The sequence below is a fragment of the Acetobacter tropicalis genome (assembly GCF_030644465.1).
Taxonomy (GTDB): domain Bacteria; phylum Pseudomonadota; class Alphaproteobacteria; order Acetobacterales; family Acetobacteraceae; genus Acetobacter; species Acetobacter tropicalis.
The window spans coordinates 2385001-2410342 of sequence record NZ_JAUYUW010000001.1 but is presented as its reverse complement, the minus strand read 5'-3'; the positions used below and the strand labels follow the sequence as shown (position 1 = coordinate 2410342).

Here is a 25342-nt window from a genome sequence, read left to right as displayed (position 1 = left end):
ACATCTCTGGACAGAGGCAAATCTCCCCACCCCGTTCTGCTCCATCCAGTATTGCACGTCTTCCAACATTGTCTGAATCTACTGAGGTCCTCAATGCAACAGTTGAGCACTTATCAAGTCCTATATCGTTTTCCAAAGAAAGAACGGTTAATAATTTTGGCATGAATGTCTTTATTTTATGGAGCTCTGTCTAGAAGCCATACGCCTGCGGCTATACTTGTTTGACTTTTTGTGGAAATCTTTACCGTATCGTCAAGGAGCAAGGAGTGTGGACACCGTTGGCACGGCAACAGCAGGATAAACTTTCTGAGGACAGTTCAGCAGTCCCCCGGAAACGTGGGGCTTACCGTGCGTCTCAAAAACGCGAAATGACAAAAGCCTTCAAACAGGACGCTTTGGAAAGCGCCGCATGGAAAGTTTTTTCCACTATTGGTTTTGATGCTGCCACCATACGAGACATTGTTTCCGTCAGCGCAGTTTCACCCGGAAGTTTCTATAATTATTACAAAACCAAAGATGTTATTTTTGATCTGCTGCTGATCAAAATTATCAAACGTGTCCGGAACGCCATTCTGCACTCTCGGTGTGAAACTGACACGCTGGAAGAAATGCTTGTCAAAAGCCAAAGCGCAGTCTTGCAGGAGCTACTGAGTATTAGCGGCGCACCGCGTTTTTTTGAGCTGAACCAGCATCATGTGCGTGCACGTTTGTTCATTATGCCAGAAACAAGCGAGATGCTGGATGATCTGAAAAAAAAGCTTATTCAGACAGTAAATATGCTCCACATTTCTCCAGACCGCATGAACTTCATTGCCTCTACCGTGCTGACAACAGGGCTGGAGGCATTGCTTTATATTGCCCATAACCCCTTTCTGGATATCCAGAATGTTGCAAAGCTGAGCGCCAACATGTCCGCCGCGAGCATCCGGGCAGCAAGTGCTGTTTCCGCCTGAACACTAAGTCCCAACTATCTGGTGAAAACGCTCTCCCGCAGGCGTTTTTGCCAGATCCCACGGAACCCATCCCTGCTCTATCCTTCGGGTGGTAACACCATAAACGGACCGTAAAATATTTTCCCTCAGATCTGATGGTGGCAGACTGGTTACGGTTTCTCCGTCCTTCATAAGCACCAGTTGATCACAGAACCGCGTTGCCAGTAGCAGATCATGGATTACCAGCACAACACAGCGCCCTTCAGCCGCAAGATTACGCAGTAAATGCATGACCGCAAGTGCATGGGCAGGATCAAGTGCCGCCACAGCTTCATCCGCCAGCAGAACTGGCGTTTCCGTGCTCAGCGCCCGCGCCAACATAAGGCGCGCCCTCTCCCCTCCTGAAAGTTGATCAGCCGTGCGGCCAGCCAGAGCCTGCAATCCTGTCAGCGCCAAAGCACGCTCAACAGCGGGGTGATATTCAGCCCTGGTGGCTCCCTCCCCATAAGGCAGCCGCCCCAACGATGCGATTTCCCGCACCGGCATGGGCGGAAAAGGAGGAATATCCTGCGGCATGTAAGCCAGCATCCGCGCCCGTTTCTGGGGGGTCAGGGTTGAAAGAGCCCGTCCCTCCGCCAAGACTGTGCCAGAAGACGGTACACTCAAACCCGCCATGAGACGCAACAAGGTGCTTTTACCCGCGCCATTCGGCCCGATAAGCCCGGTGACACACCCCGCAGGGAAAGTGGCGGAAGCAGAACGCAGCAGCGTATTTTCGCCATGCCGACAGGAGAGTTCAGTAACGGTCAGCATCAGAACCCTCCGCGTTTTCTGAACTGAATCACCCTGTGAAAAAACACAGGAGCCCCGATCAATGCCGTTACAACACCAATCTGCAATTCCTTGTGCGTAGCAGCCAGACGCACCACGATATCAGCCCCCAGTAGAAGAGTAGCACCTCCCAGAAAAGCAGGCAGTAACAGACGGGATGGCCGATGGCCTGCCAGCCCGCGCAACAGATGCGGCACAACAAGCCCGACAAAGCCAATAGCCCCCGATACAGCAACACACGACCCAACGGCCAGAGACGTCCCCATAACGATCCGCATCTGCACGCCCGTTACGCCCTTAAAGCGAAAACCAAGCGTTGTCGCGACATCCTCCCCCATGATCAGGGCATCAAGTGCTCGTGCGGAAGACGCCATAAGCACACACCCAATACCAACACCGGGCAACACGAGCAGAACGTCCAATACTGTCCGATCTGTCAGAGATCCCATAAGCCAGCGCATGATTTCAAAAGACGCATAAGGGCTTGGCACCAGATTGAGCACCATGGCCGTTAAGGCAGCGGTAAAACTGCTGAGTGCTGCGCCCGCAAGCAGCAGCACAAGAGCCCCACCCCGCCCGACAAGCATGACCAGCAGAACAGCCGCCACCAATGCACCTGCAAGCCCCCCAAGCGGCAGCACGGCCAAACCCAGTTGTGCGAGCCCTGTATAAAATACGCATACCGCCCCCAAAGCCGCCCCGCCTGACACACCCAGCAAGCCCGGGTCTGCCAACGGATTACGCAGATAGCCTTGCAGCACGGCACCAGAAAGCCCCAAAGTGCCCCCCACTAGAATAGCAAGCAGCATACGCGGCAAGCGTAATTCGCCTAGAATGACAGCCTCGGCCGTGTGTTGCCCTGCCAGCCACTCCAGCAAGGCCTGTGTGAAAGAAAACGCATGCTCGCCCCAAAGCAGCGACAATGCGGAAAGGCCTACAATACAGCCTGCCAGCACGCCATTCAGAACCAAGGCCCGCGTTTTCATTCTGCGTCCTCCGTCTGCTTCAGGTTATTCCGCGCGTGCCGGAGAAGGGCGACAGCATCCAAGGTTTGGGGGAGACCACAAAGCCAGAGGGAGGCCGGAATATCCACGACGTGTTTTCCTGAAAAAAAGCGTTTCAGCACCGGATTATCCAACATGGCTTGCGCAAGGGAATAGCCCTGCCCTGATCTGTCCCGCACCAGAAGGTCAGGTTGCTGAGCCAGCAATGTTTCAAGCGGCACGCGTCCGGCCACTGTGATACCAGCTACCGTTGACAGATTACGCAACCCGGCATGCGCCAGCACATCATCCGGTAAAGACCCCGCACCTGCTACAAAACCATTTGCTTCATACACTGCGGCCACGGGGTCCTCCGCCTGACGTGAGATGCTGAGAAGCGCAAGTCTTTTCAGGAAGGCATCCACCATCTGTTGGCCTCGTTCAGGGTGCCCAACAGCCTGTGCCACCTGCATGATCTGTACTGGAATCTCCGCCAGAGAAGAGGCCGGTGGAAGAGTAAGAACCTTCGCCCCAACCTCCCGCGCAGCTTTCACGGCAACGCGGGCCGTGAACTGTCCTGCCAGCACCACATCCGGATGCGCACCAATCACATTTTCCGCCGTTGACGACAGAACCGGAACATCCTGTGCTTTTTGACACAAGACCGACCCAGAACAATCCTGCACCAGCGGACTAAGCCCCACAATCTCGGCCCGGTCAGCCAACATCAGAGCCAACTGATCCGTACAAAGATTCATGGATACAATCCGTTTGGCAGCCCGCGCCGGAGCAGGCAGCGCTGCCACCAGCAGGCTACACAACCCCAGCAGATGCAGCCACCTCCGCATCAGTAGCTCAGGGTCACACCGCCATATCCCCCTCTGCCCGGCTGAAGATAACCAATTGGCTCTTCATACTGCCGGTTAAGAAGATTGTCGGCGCGCGCAAAAATGCTGACATAGCGGTTAATCTTGTAATTGGCCGCAATATCTATGGTGAAGTAGCCGTGCCCCTTGCCGCAGGTGCTGCAATAGGATGTCCCGATAACCGGCAGATCACGCCACCCGCTGACGTACAGGATATTCCCCGAGAACGTCAGATCCTGAATAGGGGTCCAGGTTGTATTGAAGTTGAACTTGTGTTGCGGACGACGCTGCAAGGCCAGATCACTGCTGACATCCCGTGCGTGGGTCCAGGTATAATTCAGGTTGAAGTCCAACGTTTTGAGGGCCTTCCAGTCAAGAAAAGCTTCCACACCATACATACGCGCGCGCGCCACGTTGCCATAGGAATACTGATAATAGGGATATCCCCCCACCATCTGGATATTTTCCGTGGACTGGATCAGGTTTTTGACGCGGTTATCATACCATGTAGCGCCAAAATGCAGCTTATCCCCCAGCAGTTTCTGTTCCACCCCGGCATCATACCCGATCAGCCTTTCCGCCCGCAGGTTCGGATTACCCGTCTGGGAATAGCTGGAACCGACCTGACTGGAAAAAAGCTGATACAACGTGGGGCCATGGAAGCCTGAACCCGCGCTGGCTTTAATGATGGTACCAGTGCCCGGCACATGGATGGAAGGGGCAACACGCCACGTTACATAATGCCCGTAGCGGGAATTGGAATCATACCGCACGTTAGCCGCACCGTAGAGAATATGGTTCCAGCTGCCCTGATACTGGCCATATCCTGCCGTCGTATCCATACCAGCCTGTGTGTGATAGCCGGTATCATACGCTGAGGCCGCCGTATGGCTGGAATCAAACGTATCATGAAAATGCTCCGCACCAATCAGGAGCGTGCCGTATTTCTTGAAATCAAACGTACCGTGCCAGTCAATTTTCAGGCGGCTTGAACGGTAATAATCCGGTCCGGTGGCATAGAGGCCCGTTTCATTCCAGCGGTTACGGTTGGTCATGTACCCAAGTCCAATAACCTGATCAAAAAAACCATTAAAAGACACGAGATGCGCAGTGCCGCGCACCACAGCCTCATTCATGTTGTTCTGCTCACGCACATTCCCTCCCCCGTAGGCCTCGCTTTGCAGATCATAGAGGGAATAGGTGTGGTAATTGCTTTGAATGAGGCGAGCAGTCAGCCCCAGATCGAAATTTCGGGTGACATCATACCCAAGACGGATAGTGGCAGACCGGTTGTCGTTACGGTTACCTTTATGCCGTTGCTCCCGTGTCGCCCCATAATAGCGGTCAATATAACGCGGAATGCCGTGAAACCCTTCCATCCGGTAATGAGAGAGTTCGACATTGTAGTGGAAGCGCCCCTTGCTCCCGCGCGCGCCGATAACCTGATTGAAGGTGCCGTAAGACCCCCCTTCTATCCGCACAAACGGCTTGAAACGCCCCTGCCCCTGCGCAGTGGTCATATCAATCACGCCTGCCATGGCATCCGCACCATACAAACCGCTTTGTGGCCCGCGCAAAATTTCTATGCGGCCCAGACCATCTGTAACAAACTGACCCGCATCGAACATACCGCTGGCTGAACTGCCATCGTTCACGTCCATGCCGTCCAGCCGGACCTTGACTTCATTGGCGTTATTACCGCGCATCAAAATGGACGTTGTGGCCCCAAACCCGCCAGAGCGCACCACGTTCAGCCCCGGCTGGCGTGCCAGAATATCTGGCAACGTGCGGCGCTGCTGGGTCAGCATCTGTTCTTCCGTAACAATGGTCAGTGCCGTGCCAATATCATCCGTGCGTGTGGGCGTTCGGGCAGCACTGACTGTTATCAGTTCGGAGACGAGCTGGCTGGGAACAGGCTGCACAGAAACCGGAGTAGGTGTGGCGACGGACTGTTTTTTGGCAGGTTGTGCTTTTAGCGGCGGTGAAACAGGCGCATCCGCCGCCAGCGCGGAACTACCCCACAACGTGAGAAGAGTGGAACTGATGAGAAAAGTATTGCGGAACATCAGAGAAACAAGGCCTCGCGGTAAGAAAGACGTCGCCACGAGAGAAAGTCCGACCCTGACCACCCCGAAAACTTTAGGAGCACCCCTGGTCCAGTCACTTTGCTGACACCCCCCGATCAGCACTTCTCGTCTGCAACCCCGGCTGATGGCAGGTTTCCTGGCTTGCGGTAGGTCATCCTGCACCAACCTTCCCAGGAGAGGCTCCCAGTGGCCTGACGTACCAGCCAGTATGTGCAGGACATGCCGCTTACAGTTGCGGGGACAGCCCAGGCTTTGGCCTTGCATGGCAAAACCGCACCCGGTTCCCTTTTACATCGCTCCCTGACAGGGAGAGAACCATCACGCCCGGTTGATGCCGCCAAAAGGCAGGAAGTGTCAAGAAAACAGCCGTCTTCTCCCCCATGCTTCCAGAACATTCCGCACGATTGAAAGAGCACTGAATGTTATGTTATGTTATATTATAACAGTTATCACGTTATTGAACTCAGCTTCAGGGAGCCCCCTCCATGCCCGCATTGCTGCCCGTTACCGTCCTTTCCGGCTTTCTGGGGGCGGGAAAGACGACGGTGTTGAACCATATTCTCAATAATCGGGAAGGCCGGAAGGTCGCCGTTATTGTGAATGACATGAGCGAAGTGAATATTGACGCTGATCTTGTGCGAGAAGGCGGAGGCGATCTTTCCCGCACTGATGAAAAACTGGTGGAAATGACCAATGGGTGCATCTGCTGCACCTTGCGGGATGATCTATTGCAGGAAGTTCATCGGCTGGCGGCAGAGGGTAAATTTGACTATCTGCTGATTGAATCAACCGGCATTGCAGAGCCGCTGCCTGTTGCCGCAACCTTTGAATTCCGGGATGAAGACGGCAACAGCCTGAGCGATAGCGCAAGGCTGGACACCATGGTCACTGTGGTGGATGCCGTAAATCTGCTTAACGATTACGCCTCAACCGACTTCCTGAAAGACCGCGGTGAAACCGCAGGCGAGGAAGATGACCGTGCCTTGGTCGATCTGTTGGTAGAACAGATTGAATTTGCAGATGTGGTGGTCATCAACAAGGTCTCTACCGCCACGCCGGAGCAGGGAGAAGCAGCCCGCCAGATTGTGCTGGCACTGAACCCTGATGCGGATGTTATTGAAACGGACATGGGGAAGGTTCCCCTTGAGCGTGTGCTGAACACGGGCCGGTTTGATTATGACAAAGCCCATCAGCATCCTCTATGGTTCAAAGAGCTTTATGGCTTTAAAGACCACACGCCGGAAACCGAGGAATACGGCATCCGTAGTTTTGTCTATCGCGCTCGCCGTCCCTTCGTGCCCGCTAAATTCAAGACTTTTCTGGATGCCAACTGGCCGGGCGTAGTGCGCGCCAAGGGGCATTTCTGGCTGGCCACGCGCCCGGACTGGGTAGGGGAACTTGGACAAGCGGGCGCACTGGTACGCAATCAGGCCATTGGCTTGTGGTGGGCGGCCATTCCCAAAAGCCAGTGGCCGGAAACTGACCAGTGGCGCGATTTTGTACTGAGCAAGTGGGACCCTGTGTTTGGAGACCGACGACAGGAAATTGTGTTCATTGGCACGCAGGACATGGATGAGCCCGCCCTACGCGCCGCATTGGACGCCTGCCTGACGCCAGAGGATGGCACTGGCCGCTTTGACCCTGAACGCTATGCCCACCTGCCAGACCCCTTTCCCGTCTGGCGGCGAGAAGCAGCATAATGGAGGGTGGCATGTCGGCGTATCAGTTTACTCACCACCCCCACAGATCCAACTCGGAAGGACAGATTACTCCCCCCTCAAACGAGCGCACGCTGCGTCATGAAATCTGGCACCGGCATACGGGCGATGAATGGTCCGCCTTTGAACAACTGCCACCGTCCATTCGCCAGAGGCTAAGGGAACACGCGTATGATGCGTGGTCCGTTAATGCACTGATCCTGTGGCGACATTATAAACGGGTGCATGGCCCCAACCGCAGAGCGGAACGGGCCCTTATCCGGTATCTGGACTATTGTGAGCGGCTTGAGCGGGACGCCTTTGCCACGCGCTACCACAACAGCTACGGCACCCCTCTGCCACATGATGCCGCTGTTGCCAGTATTCTGCGCTATACCGCACCGGCCACGCCTTAACGGTAAAGGAATTCTCTGATCAGGCAGGCTTCCACACTCTCTCACCCTCAGCTTCAAGCGTGGTGCAGGGTTTTGAGAGCCCCCTGTTTTTATGTATAAATCCGATATGTGAGTGGAATGGTTTCTGTTACGCAGGAACTATAAACCACGTCTCTACCGGATGGTGTTTCTGTATGTTTTTACGTTCCTTGTTACTGGCCTGCGCTGTTCTGACAACGCCGTTTTCCCTCTGTCAGGCTGCAACGTCTGACGAGCAGAAAACGGCCCATATGTTCAGCACCCTGCAAACAGACCCCGTGCGGCTTGCTGTGTTCATGCGCCAGTTCCCCAAAGGAGCGGACCTTCATAACCATCTCGTGGGTGCCATTTATGCGGAAAGTTATCTGAAATGGGCCGCGCAGGATGGGCTGTGCGTTTCAGTTGAACAGGGCACAATCTTGCCCCGTGCATGCACCTCCACCCCGGCAAAAGGCGAAAAACCGGCAACAGACCTCCCCTCTGATGAAACAGCCGAAAACCGCATGATTGATGCCCTTTCCATGCGGGATTTTGTGCCTACGGCTAATGATCGGTCAGGCCATGACCATTTTTTTGCAAGCTTTGCAGGTTTTGGCTCCGCAACCGAAAAACATGCCGGGGACAGTCTAGCGGAAGCGCTTGACCGCGCTGCGCAAGATCACATCACGTATGTGGAACTGATGATCTCACCCGGCTTGGGCGGTATGATTGCGAGCGGAAACGCCCATCCTCTTCATGGTGAGAATTATGAGCAGGCCATGAAAACCCTTCAGGCAGACCTTCCCAAACTGGTTGCCCAAGCCCGCCATGAAACAGACGACATGGAACAGCAAGCCCAACACGTGCTGCACTGCGGTACGCCGCAGGCTCACCCCGGTTGCGCTGTAACAGTGCATTATCTTTACCAAACCCTGCGCACCGTTGCCCCATCTGCTGTGTTTGCGCAGTTGTATGCAGGCTATGAAATGGCCCATACAGATCCCCGCTTTGTGGGCGTCAATTTTGTCTGCCCGGAAGATGACCCCATTGCCATGCGCGATTATGACCAGCATATGCGCATGTTTCAGGCGTTAAACGCTGTCTACCCGGACATAAAACTCAGCCTGCATGCTGGCGAACTAACACCGGGCCTTGTACCGCCGGAAGGCCTGACACACCATATTCGCTCCGCCATAGAGGTAGCCAATGCCCGCCGTATCGGACACGGGGTAGATATCATGTGGGAAAATGATGCCACGGGCCTTTTGAAGGAAATGGCGCAGAAAAAGGTTATGGTAGAAATCAACCTGACCAGCAATGATATTATCCTCAACATCAAGGGCAAGGCTCATCCCTTTGCCATGTATCGCCGGGCCGGTGTTCCTGTTGCCCTTTCTACTGATGATGAAGGGGTATCACGTGGAGACCTGACGCAAGAATATCTACGCGCCGCCACAACATGGCCACTGACATATCAGGAACTGAAGCAGCTTTCCCGCAATGGGTTGATCTATTCCTTCATTCCCGGGGCAAGCCTGTGGCAGGATGGGTATATTGTTTCAGCCTGCCGTGCTTCAGAAACCTCACAATGCCGTTCTTTTCTGGCCACGAGCGAAAAAGCCCGTTTACAAATGGCGCTTGAGAATAATTTTAAGCAGTTTGAAGCAGACACCGCACATAATACGCTTCTTGCTAACTGAAACGGCGCTGTAGAAAAGAGAGCTACGGTTTTCATCCCTAAGCCGTGGCCCGTAGGTCTTGCCACACAGGTTTTAAGCTTGCTCCGGCTGGCGGGGCTGGTAAAAGTCGGCCAGAAAAAGCCTATCAGTGGCTGCTCCCTCTTCTTGAAAACACAGGCACAAAACAGGCCGTGCCAAAATTTTTGGCACGGCCTCTCTTTATCTCAGAAGAAAAGTGTTTTCTTGGAGCTCTATGCTCTGAGAATTGTTTATTGCAGAACAGGCTTTCCCAGCGCCGGGTCTGTTCTGCTCGGCTTGCCTGTTTCCACATGGCCTGCAAAGCGGCTCTCTGTTTTGGGTTCAGATGCTACACGCACGCTAACATCATACCAATGATCACTCTTGGCAAGCGTGAGCACTGTGTGGGACACGCCATTGGCAGGCACCACCACAGTTTGCTGCGGTTGACCGTAAGCATTGTCATGCAGATGGAGCGTTTGCGGGCGGTGAGTTCGGTTGGAAAATGCGAGTGTCAGGCCGCCGGTGTGGGTATTTTCCTGAGCGGTTACACGCACCGCCGTCCGGCTCGGACGGTGGAAATAACGCGCAAACCCATTGGGACCAATAACCGTCAAGCGAAGCTCATAGCCCTCAGCCTCACGCCATTCATCCTGAAGAGAAGCTCCAGCTCCCACCGTGTAACGACGCGGCTTTTCGCTGGTCTTGTCCTGATAGACGTAAAAACATGCCCCTGTTGTTCCATGGTTTTCAAACTGAAGTGTCAGGCTACCAGCGGGGCCATCCACTTCATTAACAGCAAGAACATACGGAAGCGCACGGGCAGGACGGCGCCCGGGTTCCTGCTCTCCAATATCAGAAAGGCTGCTTTGCACCGGCACTGCCGGGTCTGGCAGTTTACAGGACTGATCAACCTGCTGCTTGTAATCCGCTGTATCCGGCAACCCACCCTTGAGGCCCTGATTGCGTGAAAAATCAAACGCGCTTGTCAGGTCACCGCAAATAGAGCGACGCCATGGGGTGATGTTTTCCTCACGCACGCCAAAACGAGCTTCAATAAAGCGGAGAACAGACGTGTGATCAAATACTTCCGAGCACACAAAACCACCCGTGCTCCATGGAGAAAGCGCCAGCATGGGAACACGCGGCCCCAACCCATACGGCAACATATCTGCTGTATAACGTTTGGGTTCATACGGTGTAATCCGGTCATGAATTTCACCGCGTGTCTCTACCGTGCTTTTACCGGGCAATACGGGTGTTGGAGGCTGTGGCGGAGGCACGTGATCAAAATAGCCGTCATTTTCGTCATACATGACAAGCAGAACGGTTTTGGCCCACACTTGCGGGTTGGCTGTCAGGGCATTCAGCACTCTGGCAATATAAGTTGCGCCGTAACCCGGCGTCCAACGCGGATGTTCAGAATAAGCCGCAGGCGGCAGTAGCCATGAAACCTGTGGCAGACGATCCGCCATGACATCCTGCCGTAGATTATCCAGCGTGCGTTTTGTCATGGCACGTTGATGCAGAGGCGAACCCTCCGGCGCGTCCACATAATTACGGAAATTCATCAGCACATTGGTACCAAAGTTTCCGTTCTCTACATCGGAAGGAGAAAGCCCCTGCTGATAAACCTGCCAACTGACACCGGCCGCTTCCAGCCGCTCCGGATAGGTTGTCCAGCTAAAGGGGCCCGGCACTTCAGGGTAAAACGCACGGTCCACCCAGTCCACATTATCCAGAACCGGGCCGCCACCCACTCCATCCGCATCAACCGTACCGGTCATGAGGTAAAAACGGTTGGGGTGCGTTTGCGTAGGGGTAGAGCAGAAATAGTGATCACAGACCGTAAAGGCATCTGCCAGCGCGTAATGATATGGAATGTCTTCGCGCGTATAGTAGCCCATAGTCATGTCGGTTTTATGCCGGGGCCATTGATCATTCCATCCAGCATTGATTGCCGCGTGAGTGGGCTTCCAGTTATGATCAAGGTCAAGCACGCACTGCGCACTGGTTACATGGGTGCGCAACTGGAAGGGCATGATCCGCCCTTCCCCTGCTTTTTGGCGCCACTGAGACCAGACAGGCGTGCCATCTGGAGAGCGAACGGGATGACGGTCTGCCACCCCACGCACCCCACTCAGATGCCCGAAATAATGGTCGAAGGAGCGGTTTTCCTGCATGAGCACCACAATATGCTCTACATCTTCAAGAGTGCCACTCCGCCGCTCCGCCGGAATGGCCAGCGCCCTGTTTATGGACGCCAGAAGGCCTGCCGTAACTAATCCACCACCACTTTTCAGCAGCCCTCTACGCCCGATAACCGGCATGGTTTTCCTCTCAGTCAATACAAGGCCGTTATGATACCCTGCCTGAGAGGAAGAGACCAGTTCCTTTAAAAATCACTGCTGATGGTTGCGATCGCCGCAAACGGTGAGGCAATTTTATAAGTCGCCGAGCTTCCACGGATTGTATTTCCAAAGATCCCCGTGGTTGATTTTGCATTCACCTGCGTACCATTGATCCAGCTCAGATACCGCTCATTAGAGATGTTTTGCAGATTCAGGCGAATGGTCGGGCTTTTAAAAATACCCATTTTTGGCAGACGGTAGCCCACATTGATATTCATACGCACATATCCTGGAATGTGCTCATCATTCATGAAGGTGGAATACTGCTTTGCAACATATTTGAGGTTGAAGCCGGCAAAGCGGTGTCCATCATCATAATCCAGGCCAAAACCAACCTGATATGCCGGTGCCTGAGGCGCTGCCTTGCCTTTGGTATGCATGTAATCCGTTATGGAACCTGAGGAAACCGGCAGATTGCTGTCTGTCACCGCATGCAGATATTCAAAGGAAACATAAGGCCGAACATGGTGGAAAGGACGGGTGCCGATTTCTGCATCCACACCATCAGAATGTTCACCACCCCCGTTGATGTTGGTTGTCCAGGTCTGTCCCCGTTCATTGACCAGAGTCTGTGTAAACAGGCGGTTGGTGAAGTTGTAATGGAAATAGGTCACGGAGCTTGAAATCAGATCATCCTGATAACGCCAACCCACTTCTTCCGAAATGGAGATTTCAGGCTTCTGGTCAGGATTGGCCTGCGTGCTGTACCCTCGGCCAGCCTGATAGGTACCTGAATCATAGAGCGCATAGTTCTGCGGCATACGATAATTGGTAGCAACAGAGACAAAAACCTGATTGTGGGTATCAATCTTGTACCGGATCGCCGCCGTTGGCAGAGCTTGATAGTAGTTTGTATTGACGTATTTCTGGCCAACATCTGGCAGATAGTTGGTGCCCCGCCGCTTGACGATGGAATATTTCAGGCCTGCATCAAGTGTCAGCTTGCCATGAAGAAGGGAAAGACTATCGCCAATAAATGGCGTGTGAACCTGTGTCTGGGTTAACGTATTACGATACTGAGCGGTCTGACCGTTGCTCAGCACCACATTATTGCTGTCTCCCCACAAGCTCAGCGGCGTGCCATCACTGCTCACTTCGCTATAAGGAGAGGTCTGGCGCTGCTTCGAATACTCAAACCAGTATCCAACCATCAAACGGTTGATGCCTGCAGTCCATGTCAGCTTTGTTGTCGCTCCCGGACGATAGGTTTCCGTCAGGGATGGATTGTACAACATCACATTGCCTGACGGAGTCTGGCCGTTTATGGAGCCCGGCAGCGTCTGGCTGCCATAAGACATCTGGCTCATGTTTGTAGAATACGCGCCACCACCATTGCCGTAACCATACCAGAAGTAAGGTGTTTCGGTCAGTACCAGATGATCAGTCAGCTTGAAAGTGGACGGCATTGAGGCATAGATATTGGTGAACGGATTAGGGCGCATTTTGTAATAATTGCTATCCCCTTTCACGTAATGCCGTTCATAGACCGTATTGGGCGGGTCACCACTCACCAGTCCACTGCTGCCCACCGGGTTATCAAACCCAATTCCCCATTTGTTCCAGCTTGCCTTCGTAACGTTGGGGTAAGCATTGTTTTTCAAAGAGTTTCCAACTACGGCAAGAGAAATACGGTTTCCATCGCCCCAGTCATTCACGATTTTCATTTCACCGTGTTTCTTGTTTTCCCAGCCGGGCCCGCGCCAGTGGTCCTGCCGCGCCTGCGAATAGGAGAAATAGGCACGCAGGTTGGTGTTCCCAATATAGCCCGTATCAAACCGAGCGAAGCCCCGCGTTGCGTTATAGGACCCGTAGGTCATGTCCACATGCCCCCCCATGGTCTTCTTGGGGTCGATCATATACATATCGACCACACCGCCAGACGCACTGATATGCGGACTATCCAGATCGGCAGATCCCTGCGCCAACCGAACGGTCTTCAGGTTTTCGGCATCAACAATTTCCTGCGGATAGACGGCAAAATTCCCGATATCATTGATAGGGAAGCCTTCCAGCGTAAAGCCCATCTGGGATTCTGTCAGGCCACGGACGGACATATTGCCGCCCGTCATACCAAGAGGATCCGTATCAGAAACGTTTGCACCCGGCAGGAGCTGAAGCAACTGCATCGGGTTAAGGGCCGGGTTCTGCTTGGCAATATAATCACGGGTGACCGCAGAAACAGATTTTGGAGAATCCGTTGGCGTCATGAGCCCCCCACCAAACGCACGCCCAGTATCCCCATCCCCCAGATCACGCGTGTGGCCGCGCACTTCCACATTTTCATCTGTTGGAGAGGTTTGCCCCATCATGGTTGGAAGAGCGGCCTTCTGTTGAGACGGCTTGGTCTCCTTAGCGGGCTGGGACCTGGTCGTGCTACCAGCAGCCTTCTTTTCAGACACTGTGTCAGCCAGCGCCACGAGAGGTGACGACAGAACAGTCGAACAGATCAGGCAGGCAAGAACTGAGAAGTGCCGCTTGGAAGACATTCAATCCTACTTTCAGTGAGGAATATGGGAGGAACTTGCCGCGCAGTTTATTCAGTTGTTTTACTAATAGAAGACATTCATAATAATTTCATATTTCCTCCGGACGCACCGCCCCCACAGGTTTTAAGCAACTGACATTTTGTTTTTTTATCGTAATGAGATAAGGCATTTTTTAATGGCTGCCATTCCTAAAAACAACTACATTTTCGAAAGAAGCAAAATAATTACAGAAAAGTAACATTATATGAAAATACGTGCTCGCTCTTTCTCTGTCGCGGTCAGCGTCATGCTGGCTGTGGGGGCCTCCAGCAGCCAAGCTTTGGCTTGGGGACGAGAAGGCCATCAGGTGGTGGCTGCACTTGCTTGGGACTATCTGACGCCCGATGTGCGGAACACGATCACCAGCCTCCTGAGCCAGGATAAAGACACCCTCACCCCGCCGGACTTTGTGTCCCGTTCCACCTGGGCTGATTCCTGGCGGGCTGCCGGACACAAGGAAACTGGCGAATGGCACTTTGTTGATATCGAACTGGACCATCCTGATCTGGCACAGGCGTGCTACAATTTTCCCGCGCAAACCGGCCTGGCCAGCGCTGGCCCTGCTCAGGACTGTGTGGTCAACAAACTCCCCCAATTTGAAAAAGAACTGGCTGACCGAACAACCCCAACGGCAGAGCGTATTCTGGCTCTAAAATATATTGTGCATTTTGTAGGAGATATTCACCAACCTCTGCATGCTGCGGATAATCATGACAAAGGCGGAAATTGTGTGCGGATTGCTTTAGGGGGCCCCCGCACCACAAACCTGCATTCCTACTGGGATACAGCGCTGGTCTCCGAGCTTGACCCCAACCCCACCAGTCTGGCTGACAAACTCTTCATGCAGATTACGTATGACGATAAACAGAAGTGGCAGCAGGGCACACCCGCAGACTGGGCACAAGAAAGTTTCACGTTTGCCAAGCAATATGCCTACATTCTGAACACCCCGGCTGGGTGCTCTCAGGACAGCGCTCCCATTACCCTTCCCCCCGGATATGATGCAGCAGCCCAAACTGTTGTCCGGGAGCAGCTTATGAAAGCGGGCGTTCGTCTTGCCTCTGTTCTAAATGCCGCCCTCACCACCGGCCAGCCTAAACCCTGATCATCCGCAAAGCGCGGCGCAGCCCAGCCGAAAGGACAATCCCGAGAGGGAGCTGTGCCGCACCTCAAGCTACACGCCAAACATGCGTCTTTCTTCTTTTGTTCGTGAGCACACGCACCTGACAATCTGAGAGCAAATGCTGAGCCTCCTTTCTCCACGACATAAAAGCTTTTCCAATATGCCCCCCATGGGTATACTGAAACCGATACGAGGTGTGTCAGTTTAACAAGGAGCGCTAAATGGTCAGGATGTATGGCCGGATCGCAATCAGTCTGTTTGCGTGCCTGCTCATGCAGATCGGACTGCTTGGTGGCGTTTCTCCCGTTCAGGCACAGGCGCATGTGGTCAGCATAGTCGTGGCTCACTGCCATGACAGAGCAGAGACGGGATGTAACGGAATGCATCATTCCATACATTCCCCACCTGTCCACCATCATGAAAAATGTTGTGACGCCCATACCGCGGCAGCGGACATTCCCCCGCCGTCCTCGTCTCCCAAGTCTCTCTATTATCCGGTGATCAGTAGACAGCCATTTGCGTTTCACAAAGCGGCTGGATTTATAGGAACAGACAGCCTTCCCCTGCTTCCCCCGCCCAAAATCCGCACATTCTGAGTGCCAGATATGTAAAGTCTGTCCTGCGGTCCTTACGGACAAAAAGGATGTTGTACATTTCCTGTTCGGATTTTTCTGATGTCCATTTCGTTCTCTCAACGAAGTGGGGTGACTCGTCGTCGGTTTATTCAGGGGTTGGGTGCTGGAGGTGTGGTGGCAACACTACCGCATCAGGCTTCAGCAATGGCCAGCGCATCTGGCATTTTGCCTGCGCAAGCCTCCTCCCTATGGAACCTGACTGTTGGCCACACCCGCACGACCATTGACCATAAAAGCCTGAATGCGCCCTGTATCGGGAATGCGGTTCCAGGCCCTATTCTGCGATGGAAACAAGGAGACACTGTTTCCGTCTCTGTTACCAACACCCTGAAGCATGAGGACACTTCCATCCATTGGCACGGCATCCGTGTGCCCTCTGATATGGATGGCGTACCCGGCCTGAGCTTTGATGGCATCAAACCGGGAGACACGTTTACCTATCGGTTTCGCGTGCATCAAAGTGGAACCTACTGGTACCACAGCCATTCCGGCATGCAAGAAGCACAGGGACTATACGGGGCCATTGTGATTGACCCTGCCCACCCTGACCCCAACTACTGTGAACGGGATTATGTGATTGTTCTGTCCGAATGGACAGATGTGTCCCCCATGGACATGATCAGCAATCTCAAAATGCAGGATGACTATTATACATTCAGGCAACGCACGGCAGCCTCCTTTCCGCAGGATGCCCGCGCCGCCAAAGGTGCATGGGCAGCTCTCAAGGACCGGCTTGCATGGTCCCGCATGCGTATGGCTGCCACAGATATCTCTGATGTAAGCGGCGTTATCTATACCTATCTCCTGAATGGCCATGCCCCGGATATGAACTGGAACGGCCTGTTCCGCCCCGGTGAACGGGTTCGGCTGCGCTTCATAAATGCCTCCTCCATGACGCTGTTTGATGTGCGTATTCCCGGTCTGGAAATGCTTGTCGTGCAGGCTGACGGGAACGATGTAGAGCCGGTGCCCGTGGATGAATTCCGCATTGGCGTGGCGGAAACATATGATGTGATTGTGTGCCCGCAGGATAATCAGGCCTACACCATTTTTGCACAGAGTGAGGACCGCACAGGCTATGCACGTGGCACTCTTGCCCCACGCCCAGGCATGATTGGTACCATTCCGCCCATGGACCCGCGCCCTGTGCGCACCATGATCGACATGGGTATGGGAACCATGAGACCCGGCGAGACTATGGGGGATATGTCCATGCCTGGGCACGATATGGCTAGCATGGATATGCCTGAAATGGGATCAGCTCATATGCATCATATGGGCTCCATGCCCGCACCACCTCTGGAAGTGGATGACCCCGGTCCGCCGCCGCTGAATGTGGAAAACCAGAACGTGGCCATTATGCCGATTAATCGGTTAGATAGCCCCGGAGATGGACTGGAACATAACGGTCGGCGCGTTCTCACTTACAAACAGTTACGGGCAACGCGACCGGGTGCAGACCCACGCCCCCCAACACGCGAAATCATCCTGCATCTAACAGGCAATATGGAGCGCTACATCTGGGGTTTCAATGGGCGTAAATATTCAGAATCCGGGCCTATCCGCCTCAAAAAAGGTGAGCGTGTCCGCTTCACCCTGATTAACGATACCATGATGGAGCACCCCATTCACCTCCATGGGTTGTGGAGCGAACTGGAAAACGGACAAGGCGCGTTCCGCCCTTACAAGCACACCATTATCGCGCAACCGGGTTCCCGCCTGAGCTATCTGGTTACGGCTGATGTGGCAGGCACATGGGCGTATCACTGCCACCTTATGCTGCATATGGATCTGGGCATGTTTCGCACGGTGATTGTGGAATGAAACAGATTTTGTGGCTTGCAACTGTTTCGGCCTGCATGCTGACAGGCGCAACCAGTTCATGGGCGGCCCCAAAAGAGTATCATGCAGCGGATGCGCCTTCTGAAATTCCCGTGGTTTCACTTGGGCACATCTCCCCTGTTATGGATCAGGGTCGTTATTTCCATGGCATTCTGGACGAGTTCGAAGGCCGCTACGCTGCGCGGGGAACGGATTTCCGTTGGGATGGTGAGGCCTGGTATGGATCGGATTATAATAAGCTCTGGCTGAAAACCGAAGGAACCCTGGAACGGGGACGCCTGCACGATGGAGACCACGAACTTTTATATAGTCGGGCAATTTCAACATACTTTGATGTTCAAGGTGGTATTCGGACAGACATTGATGATGGCCCCACACGCACATGGGGGGCATTGGGCTTACAGGGCCTAGCCCTTTATCAGTTTGAAGTGCAGGCTACCGCTTATGTCAGTGATAGAGGACGCTTTGCTGCCCGCTTTGAAGGCTCTTACGATTTTCTATTAACCAACCGCCTGATTTTACAACCTCAGGCAGAACTGAACCTCTACACCAAATCCGACACAGGCAGGCGCGTTGGCGCTGGCCTTTCCGATGTGGATACAGGATTGAGACTTCGTTATGAACTCTGGCGAAAATTTGCGCCTTACATCGCCTTTACCTATGCGGGTTATCTCACTCAGGCCCGAAGAATTGCCCACGATCACGGAGAAGAAACCGGCTCCCTAAGGTTTACTTTTGGAATACGCAGCTGGTTCTAATCTCTCATTTTTCTCAGGATTTTGTGTTATGCTTTCTCTTTCCATAGTTATTATTACGTCTTTTTTCATAAATGTAGCTCAAGCAGAGCCACATCCTCAAAGATCTCTTCACACTCTACCTGTCTCAAAGGCAAATCAGGATCGTGCGCAGGAAAAACCATCGCTTCCGACTGATATGTCCCACCTCACCATGGATCAGCAGATGGCGTTGTGTGATAAAATTGATTTGTTGCGAAAGCAGGGACAAACTCTCCCTTCTAAAATGCAACAAGAAGAAAAAGAATGTCAGAAAATGGATATGGGGCAGCCCCTCTCTCCCCCTTCAGAAACTTTGGATCGTTAGACACTCTTGTTTGAGAAATAATCGGTCTGCGCTTTGCTGATAAAACAAAGAGAAGCAAGAGAACGGGATGCTGAAGAAAAAACAGGCAGTTCAGCATCTTTTCTTCATATTCTGCATTGTTCTCAAATTTTTGAGAACAATGTTTCTGGAGGGTTCGAAAAACTTCTATCCGAGTTTTTACCTCACGAGCAATTTCAATAGTTATGATCCTGCTGTGACCGATCAAGAAGGGTTTTTCTACCTGTTCTTCTTGTATTACCGTATCATTTTACGAATAACCCCAAGCAATTCTTCTATTGCTTCATCTCCGTCATCTTCTTTCACAGCCTTACGCACACACCCATTGGCATGGGTCGATAAAATCTGAATTGCGACACCATCCAGAGCTGATTTCACTGCGGATATCTGCATCAGGATGTCCACGCAGTAGCGATCATCCTCTACCATACTCAGAACGCCACCAATCTGGCCCTCTATCCGGCGCAAACGGTTGATAAGGGCTTTTTTTCTAGGCTGTTGCACCCGTTTATCTGCCACGCTCTCTGGAGGAGCACATGCTTCACATGCTGCTGAAAAAGCAGATTCCTTCTGCGCCGTTTTCATGGTTTTCCCGTCAGTTGCCCGGTATGTGTATCAGATTACTCTATCTGATTTATCAGAATATCTCTGCGCTTAATACACACCCACACTTAATTTACGGCATAGATCAGATATCCAAGAAAACGGAAGTTTAGATCATTTGCCTTTCAGACCTCCTCACAGAGTTACCAGAGCCTGCATGTCCATTCTCCTCACCCCCTTTCCACATCCGCCAAGATGTTTCTGAAGGAAACTGTCTGCTCCCCCTTCTGCTTCAAGAGTAAGGCGTTGGAAGATGCGGAGACTCTTCTCTCGCCAAACAGACCAACTATGATATGTTGAAAATACCGGTATGGGGTATAATCAAGCAAGACGTTCTTGAGGAGCGATAAACATGTCAAACGCCGTCAGTTTTTCCGTTGGAGGCATGACATGCGCCGCCTGCGCTGCCCGTATCGAAAAAATTCTTAATCGCCTTAAAGGAGTAGAGGCGACCGTCAATCTTGCCTCCGAAAAAGTTCAGCTCCAGCTTGATGCCTCCGCCCCCCCCCTCAACACGATTATTGATGCTATCCGCAAGGCAGGCTTCACAGTCGAGCAACAAAGCCTGACCTTGTCTCTAACAGGCATGACCTGCTCGGCCTGCGCCACTCGTATCGAAAAAATTCTCAACAGACTCCCCGCCACACAGGCAACTGTTAACTTCGCAACAGAGCAGGCCCTTATCCACTTTGTACCAGGCGTTGCCACCCCAGAAAATTTTGTGGCTGCCATTGAGAAAGCCGGTTATGGCTCCTTTCCTTTCCAAGAAGAAAAGCCAGAAAGCCTGCGTGCACAGCGCGAAGAAGCATGGCTTAAGGAACGTAATCATTTCCTTTTGACCGCAGCTTTTTCCATCCCCTTCTTTGTTCAAATGATCACAATGTTTTTCAGTCACATTGGGATGATGCCGGGGTGGTTACAACTGGTGTTAGCGACCCCAGTACAGTTTTTCTGCGGTGGACGGTTTTACAGACAGGCATGGAACGCGCTCCGTGGTGGCGCGGCCAATATGGATGTTCTGGTCGTTTTAGGAACCAGCATCGCCTATTTTTTCAGCCTGGCTGTCGTATTACTCAAACTAGACCTGCCCCTTTATTTTGAAACCAGCGTTTCCATCATCACCCTGATTTCTCTTGGCAAGTTAATGGAGATGCGCGCCAGACGTCAAACAGGAGCAGGATTGGAAAGCCTGCTGCAACTTCAACCTCAGATTGCTCATATAGAAAGCAATGGAGGTATATCTGATCGTCCTGTAGCGGATGTCTCCATTGGCGATATTTTTATTGTGCGGCCTGGTGAAACTGTCCCTGTTGACGGAATAGTTCTTGAAGGCGCTTCTGATGTCAATGAAGCCATGCTGACAGGTGAGAGCGTTCCTGTTTTAAAGCAGAAAACAGATCAGGTTTTTGGTGGGACCATGAACGCCAACGGCATGTTACGCGTGAAAACTACCGGGGTTGGAACCAATACGGCGCTCGCGCATATAGTCAAAATGGTTGAGCAGGCGCAGGGCTCAAAAGCAAGTGTTCAACGGCTGGCTGACAAGGTATCTGGAATTTTTGTGCCTGCGATTATTGTTATTGCAGCCATAACGTTTCTGATTGGGTGGGGCATTACAGGCAATATAACATGGAGTTTGATATCGACTGTATCTGTTCTTGTCATTGCGTGCCCCTGCTCCCTAGGCTTGGCAACCCCCACAGCCATTATGGTAGGTACAGGACTGGGGGCGCGGGCAGGCATTCTCTTCCGAAATGCAGATGCTCTTGAACAGGCACAAAAACTGACCACTCTGATTGTTGATAAGACAGGAACTCTGACACAAGGGAAACCGACAGTCAGTGATGTCATTTCGGCAGCGGGCGTCAGACAGGAAGACCTCCTTTCTGTAGCGTCTGCACTAGAAGCAGGCTCTGAACATCCTCTTGCTCGTGCCATTGTGGAATATGCGGACTCAAAAGGAATAAAAGCTCCCCTTGCAAAGAGTGTAAACGCCATTCCTGGCATGGGGGTTATCGGTCAGGTGGATGGTTTTTCCGCTTATCTTGGATCTCCAAATTTCCTGAAAAAGAATGGTTTTATAGAAAATGATACGCTTATCTCCAATCTGGAAGAGGAAGGAAAAACTGTTGTTGGCGTGGGAAAAGGTGAGCAGTTTCTCGGGTTTATCGCTCTATCTGATCATCTTCGTCCCGATGCCGTTTCTACCGTTAAAGCCCTGAAAAAAGCTGGGATAACAGTTGTTATGCTGACAGGTGATAATGAGCGTACAGCGCGGGTGGTCGCTCAGCAGGCCGGCATAGAGAACTATATGGCTGCAGTCCTGCCTGAGGGAAAAGCCGATGCTGTAAAGAAATTTCACGCATCCGGGCACTGTGTCGGCATGTTAGGAGACGGCATCAATGATGCACCTGCCCTTGCCGCCGCCGATGTCAGTTTTGCAATTGGAACGGGAGCAGATATTGCACGAGATACAGCAGACATTGTCTTGATGAGAAATAATCTGGCTGGAGTTCTGGATGCACTCTCACTCTCACAGGCAACACTTGCCAAAGTCAGGCAAAATCTTTTCTTCGCTTTTGTCTATAACACCTTGGGGGTCCCTCTCGCTGCATTCGGTCTGCTCAACCCCATTATCGCAGGCGCTGCGATGGCTATGAGCTCTGTGTCAGTGGTGACCAATGCCTTACTCCTGAATCACTGGAAACCGTCATCTAGCTATAAGTAGAGGATCAACAAAAACCTTTTCATAATCAAATAATATTATAATATACTTGAATTAAAAATCACGTTTATAATTAAAGGAAATATGCTCCCATAATTAAAGTGACTGAACTACCTTAACCACTCACTCCACTGAAGTTTGGAGAGATTTCTCATAAAATTGAGGTCTTTTTCTTCTTTCTTAAAGGCATCGTTATTATTTCGGGCTTTAGATGTTTAATCAGCATTTCAGATGACATTGGCACTCGCTCCCTCAGAACATCCTCAACCAGTCTGTTTGCAGCCCAAGCCTGTTTTGCAATAGATGCACACTGGGTGCCGGTCATCTGAGGGTTCTAAGCTCGTATCAGGAAACCGACGAGACCATGAGCATCCGACGCCCGGATTGTCTTTTCGGTCAGCATTTGGCGGATGACATAGGGCGCGATTATGACTCTGGGCGACGAATTCCCAGACCTGCTCCTGACGGCCCGCATCGTCGTTGATGGAAAATGCCATCAGTTGCTCAAGCCGCATGCCGTCCTACTCGTAGATATCCAGTAGCTTTTCGGAGACCGTCATCAAGCGCAGGCGGTGACGGGAACGAAGAACGCGGCCGCGATTTCCTCCTCGGACAAGCCCCTTTTCTAGGATGTCGCGGAAAGCCCGGAACTGCTCCAGCGGATACAGAGCCACGCGCTGGACATTCTCGGCCAGAGGGTCATCTTCGGCGAATATGGACGATCCGTCCTCGCGCAAGACGCAGGAGGCGTCTTGTGGAGCTTTTCTACTTCACCAGTCGTTCGAGCACACGAAAACGTCCTTCGACCGGCACGGTGACAGTCGCCACGCCAGAGTGAGGGTGCACGGGCATATCCGCATCGGAGATGCCATGACTGCGCTTGCCCGCGATGTGCCGCAGCCAATCGACCTGATCCTGCTTGATGCCTCGAAAGGGCTCTATCTGGATATCCTTCGCCTGCTCGAACCGGGTCTAAGACAACGAGGCCTCGTCGTGAGCGATCGCACCGATCTTGATGGGGGCGATGGCGGCCGCGCCGGTGCTTATCTGGCCTATCTGAGCAACCCGGCGAACGGATATCGTATGGCGTCGATCACAACTGAAGCTCTTGGCCAGAACTTTGCTCACGACATTGCGGTTCGAGTCTGACCGGACTGCCTAAAGAACCTCGCTCCCACGTTCACGCACACGTGAAATCAGCCCAAACTACGCTGCGCTTTCACTCCCGATTGCATCCTATACGCATCCTGCGCGTGGAGCAGAAACGCAAAAGGCCGCCCGATGGGCGGCCTAAGCGTTTGATATTAAACAGGATTCACTGGTTGCGGGGGCAGGATTTGAACCTGCGGCCTTCAGGTTATGAGCCTGACGAGCTACCGGGCTGCTCCACCCCGCGTTTGTGTTGATTTTTGGGTGATTTGGAAGACCTGGCGGCGACCGACTTTCCCACGACTTAAGCCGCAGTATCATAGGCGCTGGGGGTTTTCACGGCCGAGTTCGGGATGGGATCGGGTGGATCACTCCCCGCCATGGCCACCAGGTCATCCAAATCACCCTTGAGTTGGGGTGGTGTGGACGGTTGGGTATGATGAAGTATGACGTTTTGCATGGATGATTTCTGTGCACGGGCCGTTCTTTTAAGGGAACGGTAAGAGAGTGAGCCTATTGGGCGATTAGGACCAGTTAGCTGCACGCATTACTGCGCTTTCACACCTGGCCTATTGACGTGATGGTCTATCACGGCCCTTGGGGAGACCTAGTTTTGAGGTGGGTTTCCCGCTTAGATGCTTTCAGCGGTTATCCCGTCCACACTTAGCTACCCGGCGGTGCCGCTGGCGCGACAACCGGTGCACCAGAGGTGTGTTCATCCCGGTCCTCTCGTACTAGGGACAAATCCTCTCAAGTCTCCAACATCCACGGCAGATAGGGACCGAACTGTCTCACGACGTTCTAAACCCAGCTCACGTACCACTTTAATCGGCGAACAGCCGAACCCTTGGGACCTGCTCCAGCCCCAGGATGTGATGAGCCGACATCGAGGTGCCAAACCTCCCCGTCGATGTGGACTCTTGGGGGAGATCAGCCTGTTATCCCTAGAGTACCTTTTATCCGTTGAGCGATGGCCCTTCCACGCGGGACCACCGGATCACTATGGCCGACTTTCGTCTCTGCTCGAGCTGTCACTCTCGCAGTCAGGCGGGCTTATGCCATTGCACTCAACAGCCGGTTTCCGACCGGCCTGAGCCCACCATCGCGCGCCTCCGTTACACTTTGGGAGGCGACCGCCCCAGTCAAACTGCCCACCATACAGGGTCCCGGATCAGGCTAACTGACCGCGGTTAGACATCAGAAAAATTCAGGGTGGTATTTCAAGGATGGCTCCACGGGAACTGGCGCCCCCGCTTCAAAGCCTCCCACCTATCCTACACAGAATGTCTCTGATGCCACTGTAAAGCTGCAGTAAAGGTTCATAGGGTCTTTCCGTCTGACCGCGGATACCCCGCATCTTCACGGGGAATTCAATTTCGCTGAGCCGATGCTGGAGACAGCGGGGAAGTCGTTACGCCATTCGTGCAGGTCGGAACTTACCCGACAAGGAATTTCGCTACCTTAGGACCGTTATAGTTACGGCCGCCGTTTACCGGGGCTTCAATTCAGTGCTCTCACACCTCCTCTTAACCTTCCGGCACCGGGCAGGCGTCAGGCCCTATACGTCGTCTTTCGACTTCGCAGAGCCCTGTGTTTTTACTAAACAGTCGCTACCCCCTGGTCTGTGCCACCCGCCAATGGTTGCCCACCAACGGGTCTCGCTTATCCCGAAGTTACACGAGTAATTTGCCTAGTTCCTTCAGC

At 52.9% G+C, this 25342-nt stretch carries 17 protein-coding genes, 1 tRNA gene, 2 rRNA genes, 1 pseudogene and 1 riboswitch (1 of these 22 cut by a window edge); of the genes and pseudogenes, 10 read left to right on the top strand and 11 right to left on the bottom strand.

Features of this window, described 5'->3' with window-relative positions:
• Positions 1 to 278 precede the first annotated feature (278 nt).
• Complete coding sequence (locus tag QWU00_RS10970; protein WP_035380085.1) at positions 279 to 953, top strand: TetR/AcrR family transcriptional regulator; 675 nt, start codon at positions 279 to 281, stop codon at positions 951 to 953.
• A gap of 3 nt (positions 954 to 956) precedes the next feature.
• Here QWU00_RS10970 and QWU00_RS10965 read toward each other — a convergent pair whose 3' ends face one another.
• From QWU00_RS10965 to QWU00_RS10950, 4 genes are read right to left on the bottom strand one after another with little or no spacing between them, the layout of a single operon-like run.
• Positions 957 to 1745, bottom strand: a complete 789-nt coding sequence (locus QWU00_RS10965; RefSeq protein WP_052051336.1) for an ABC transporter ATP-binding protein — start codon at positions 1743 to 1745, stop codon at positions 957 to 959.
• Positions 1745 to 2749: a FecCD family ABC transporter permease gene (locus tag QWU00_RS10960; protein WP_035380036.1), complete on the bottom strand. Its 1005-nt coding sequence runs from the start codon at positions 2747 to 2749 to the stop codon at positions 1745 to 1747. Before QWU00_RS10960 ends, QWU00_RS10965 begins: the two co-directional genes overlap by 1 nt.
• The gene (locus QWU00_RS10955; protein ID WP_035380034.1) at positions 2746 to 3594 is read right to left on the bottom strand and encodes an ABC transporter substrate-binding protein; all 849 of its coding nucleotides are present in this window, start codon (positions 3592 to 3594) and stop codon (positions 2746 to 2748) included. Before QWU00_RS10955 ends, QWU00_RS10960 begins: the two co-directional genes overlap by 4 nt.
• Positions 3594 to 5681 (bottom strand): TonB-dependent receptor plug domain-containing protein, encoded by a 2088-nt coding sequence (locus QWU00_RS10950; protein ID WP_392388297.1) that lies wholly within the window; start codon positions 5679 to 5681, stop codon positions 3594 to 3596. Before QWU00_RS10950 ends, QWU00_RS10955 begins: the two co-directional genes overlap by 1 nt.
• A gap of 127 nt (positions 5682 to 5808) precedes the next feature.
• A riboswitch (cobalamin riboswitch) is annotated at positions 5809 to 6034 on the bottom strand.
• 150 nt (positions 6035 to 6184) lie between these two features.
• Here QWU00_RS10950 and zigA point away from each other — a divergent pair.
• From zigA to QWU00_RS10935, 3 genes are all read left to right on the top strand, one after another.
• Entirely contained in the window at positions 6185 to 7399 is a 1215-nt protein-coding gene (gene zigA, locus QWU00_RS10945) for a zinc metallochaperone GTPase ZigA (protein WP_035380030.1), read from the top strand.
• 11 nt (positions 7400 to 7410) lie between these two features.
• Positions 7411 to 7812, top strand: coding sequence for a DUF6525 family protein (locus tag QWU00_RS10940; protein WP_052051339.1), 402 nt, complete (start codon positions 7411 to 7413; stop codon positions 7810 to 7812).
• A gap of 173 nt (positions 7813 to 7985) precedes the next feature.
• A complete protein-coding gene (locus tag QWU00_RS10935; protein WP_035380027.1) occupies positions 7986 to 9509 on the top strand; it encodes an adenosine deaminase family protein in 1524 nt (507 codons plus the stop codon).
• Between the two features lie 248 nt (positions 9510 to 9757).
• Here QWU00_RS10935 and QWU00_RS10930 read toward each other — a convergent pair whose 3' ends face one another.
• Together QWU00_RS10930 and QWU00_RS10925 are read right to left on the bottom strand one after the other, a co-directional pair.
• Positions 9758 to 11836 carry a phosphocholine-specific phospholipase C gene (locus tag QWU00_RS10930; protein ID WP_035380025.1) on the bottom strand — a complete coding sequence of 693 codons (2079 nt, stop codon included), beginning with the start codon at positions 11834 to 11836 and terminating at the stop codon, positions 9758 to 9760.
• A 65-nt stretch (positions 11837 to 11901) separates the two neighbouring features.
• Positions 11902 to 14403, bottom strand: coding sequence for a TonB-dependent receptor (locus QWU00_RS10925; protein ID WP_035380022.1), 2502 nt, complete (start codon positions 14401 to 14403; stop codon positions 11902 to 11904).
• A 244-nt stretch (positions 14404 to 14647) separates the two neighbouring features.
• Here QWU00_RS10925 and QWU00_RS10920 point away from each other — a divergent pair, with 244 nt between their 5' ends.
• The 4 genes from QWU00_RS10920 to QWU00_RS10905 all read left to right on the top strand — a co-directional run bounded on the left by QWU00_RS10920 (position 14648) and on the right by QWU00_RS10905 (position 19143).
• A complete protein-coding gene (locus QWU00_RS10920; RefSeq protein WP_035380020.1) occupies positions 14648 to 15547 on the top strand; it encodes a S1/P1 nuclease in 900 nt (299 codons plus the stop codon).
• Positions 15548 to 16239: 692 nt separating this feature from the next.
• Positions 16240 to 18024, top strand: a complete 1785-nt coding sequence (locus QWU00_RS10915) for a copper resistance system multicopper oxidase (protein WP_035380019.1) — start codon at positions 16240 to 16242, stop codon at positions 18022 to 18024.
• Positions 18025 to 18059: 35 nt separating this feature from the next.
• Complete coding sequence (locus QWU00_RS10910; RefSeq protein ID WP_035380075.1) at positions 18060 to 18800, top strand: copper resistance protein B; 741 nt, start codon at positions 18060 to 18062, stop codon at positions 18798 to 18800.
• Positions 18801 to 18828: 28 nt separating this feature from the next.
• Positions 18829 to 19143 carry a hypothetical protein gene (locus QWU00_RS10905; protein WP_035380017.1) on the top strand — a complete coding sequence of 105 codons (315 nt, stop codon included), beginning with the start codon at positions 18829 to 18831 and terminating at the stop codon, positions 19141 to 19143.
• Positions 19144 to 19398: 255 nt separating this feature from the next.
• On the opposite strand, the gene QWU00_RS10900 is transcribed toward QWU00_RS10905, so the two are convergent.
• Positions 19399 to 19746 (bottom strand): metal-sensitive transcriptional regulator, encoded by a 348-nt coding sequence (locus QWU00_RS10900; protein WP_035380015.1) that lies wholly within the window; start codon positions 19744 to 19746, stop codon positions 19399 to 19401.
• Positions 19747 to 20116: 370 nt separating this feature from the next.
• On the opposite strand from QWU00_RS10900, the gene QWU00_RS10895 reads away from it, so the two are divergent.
• Entirely contained in the window at positions 20117 to 22492 is a 2376-nt protein-coding gene (locus tag QWU00_RS10895) for a heavy metal translocating P-type ATPase (RefSeq protein ID WP_035380013.1), read from the top strand.
• Positions 22493 to 22859: 367 nt separating this feature from the next.
• On the opposite strand, the pseudogene QWU00_RS10890 reads toward QWU00_RS10895, so the two are convergent.
• Positions 22860 to 23320 (bottom strand): annotated as a pseudogene (locus tag QWU00_RS10890) (ParB/RepB/Spo0J family partition protein); the annotation flags it as partial.
• A gap of 39 nt (positions 23321 to 23359) precedes the next feature.
• Between QWU00_RS10890 and QWU00_RS10885 the strand changes: the two are divergent.
• Entirely contained in the window at positions 23360 to 23638 is a 279-nt protein-coding gene (locus QWU00_RS10885; protein ID WP_304651039.1) for an O-methyltransferase, read from the top strand.
• 170 nt (positions 23639 to 23808) lie between these two features.
• Here QWU00_RS10885 and QWU00_RS10880 read toward each other — a convergent pair.
• The 3 genes from QWU00_RS10880 to QWU00_RS10870 form a co-directional block, all read right to left on the bottom strand.
• Positions 23809 to 23885, bottom strand: a tRNA-Met gene (locus tag QWU00_RS10880).
• Between the two features lie 29 nt (positions 23886 to 23914).
• Positions 23915 to 24030 (bottom strand): 5S ribosomal RNA (rrf, locus tag QWU00_RS10875).
• A 111-nt stretch (positions 24031 to 24141) separates the two neighbouring features.
• Positions 24142 to 25342, bottom strand: a 23S ribosomal RNA gene (locus QWU00_RS10870); it runs 1540 nt beyond the window's last position.

Coding starts and splice junctions, on each gene's coding strand:
- QWU00_RS10940 (WP_052051339.1), top strand. CDS start 7,411: ATGTCGGCGTATCAGTTTACTCACCACCCCCACAGATCCAACTCGGAA.
- QWU00_RS10885 (WP_304651039.1), top strand. CDS start 23,360: ATGACTGCGCTTGCCCGCGATGTGCCGCAGCCAATCGACCTGATCCTG.
- QWU00_RS10915 (WP_035380019.1), top strand. CDS start 16,240: ATGTCCATTTCGTTCTCTCAACGAAGTGGGGTGACTCGTCGTCGGTTT.
- QWU00_RS10925 (WP_035380022.1), bottom strand. CDS start 14,403: ATGTCTTCCAAGCGGCACTTCTCAGTTCTTGCCTGCCTGATCTGTTCG.
- QWU00_RS10935 (WP_035380027.1), top strand. CDS start 7,986: ATGTTTTTACGTTCCTTGTTACTGGCCTGCGCTGTTCTGACAACGCCG.
- QWU00_RS10965 (WP_052051336.1), bottom strand. CDS start 1,745: ATGCTGACCGTTACTGAACTCTCCTGTCGGCATGGCGAAAATACGCTG.
- QWU00_RS10910 (WP_035380075.1), top strand. CDS start 18,060: ATGCTGACAGGCGCAACCAGTTCATGGGCGGCCCCAAAAGAGTATCAT.
- QWU00_RS10920 (WP_035380020.1), top strand. CDS start 14,648: ATGAAAATACGTGCTCGCTCTTTCTCTGTCGCGGTCAGCGTCATGCTG.
- QWU00_RS10955 (WP_035380034.1), bottom strand. CDS start 3,594: ATGCGGAGGTGGCTGCATCTGCTGGGGTTGTGTAGCCTGCTGGTGGCA.
- QWU00_RS10930 (WP_035380025.1), bottom strand. CDS start 11,836: ATGCCGGTTATCGGGCGTAGAGGGCTGCTGAAAAGTGGTGGTGGATTA.
- QWU00_RS10900 (WP_035380015.1), bottom strand. CDS start 19,746: ATGAAAACGGCGCAGAAGGAATCTGCTTTTTCAGCAGCATGTGAAGCA.
- QWU00_RS10895 (WP_035380013.1), top strand. CDS start 20,117: ATGTCAAACGCCGTCAGTTTTTCCGTTGGAGGCATGACATGCGCCGCC.
- QWU00_RS10905 (WP_035380017.1), top strand. CDS start 18,829: ATGCTTTCTCTTTCCATAGTTATTATTACGTCTTTTTTCATAAATGTA.
- QWU00_RS10960 (WP_035380036.1), bottom strand. CDS start 2,749: ATGAAAACGCGGGCCTTGGTTCTGAATGGCGTGCTGGCAGGCTGTATT.
- zigA (WP_035380030.1), top strand. CDS start 6,185: ATGCCCGCATTGCTGCCCGTTACCGTCCTTTCCGGCTTTCTGGGGGCG.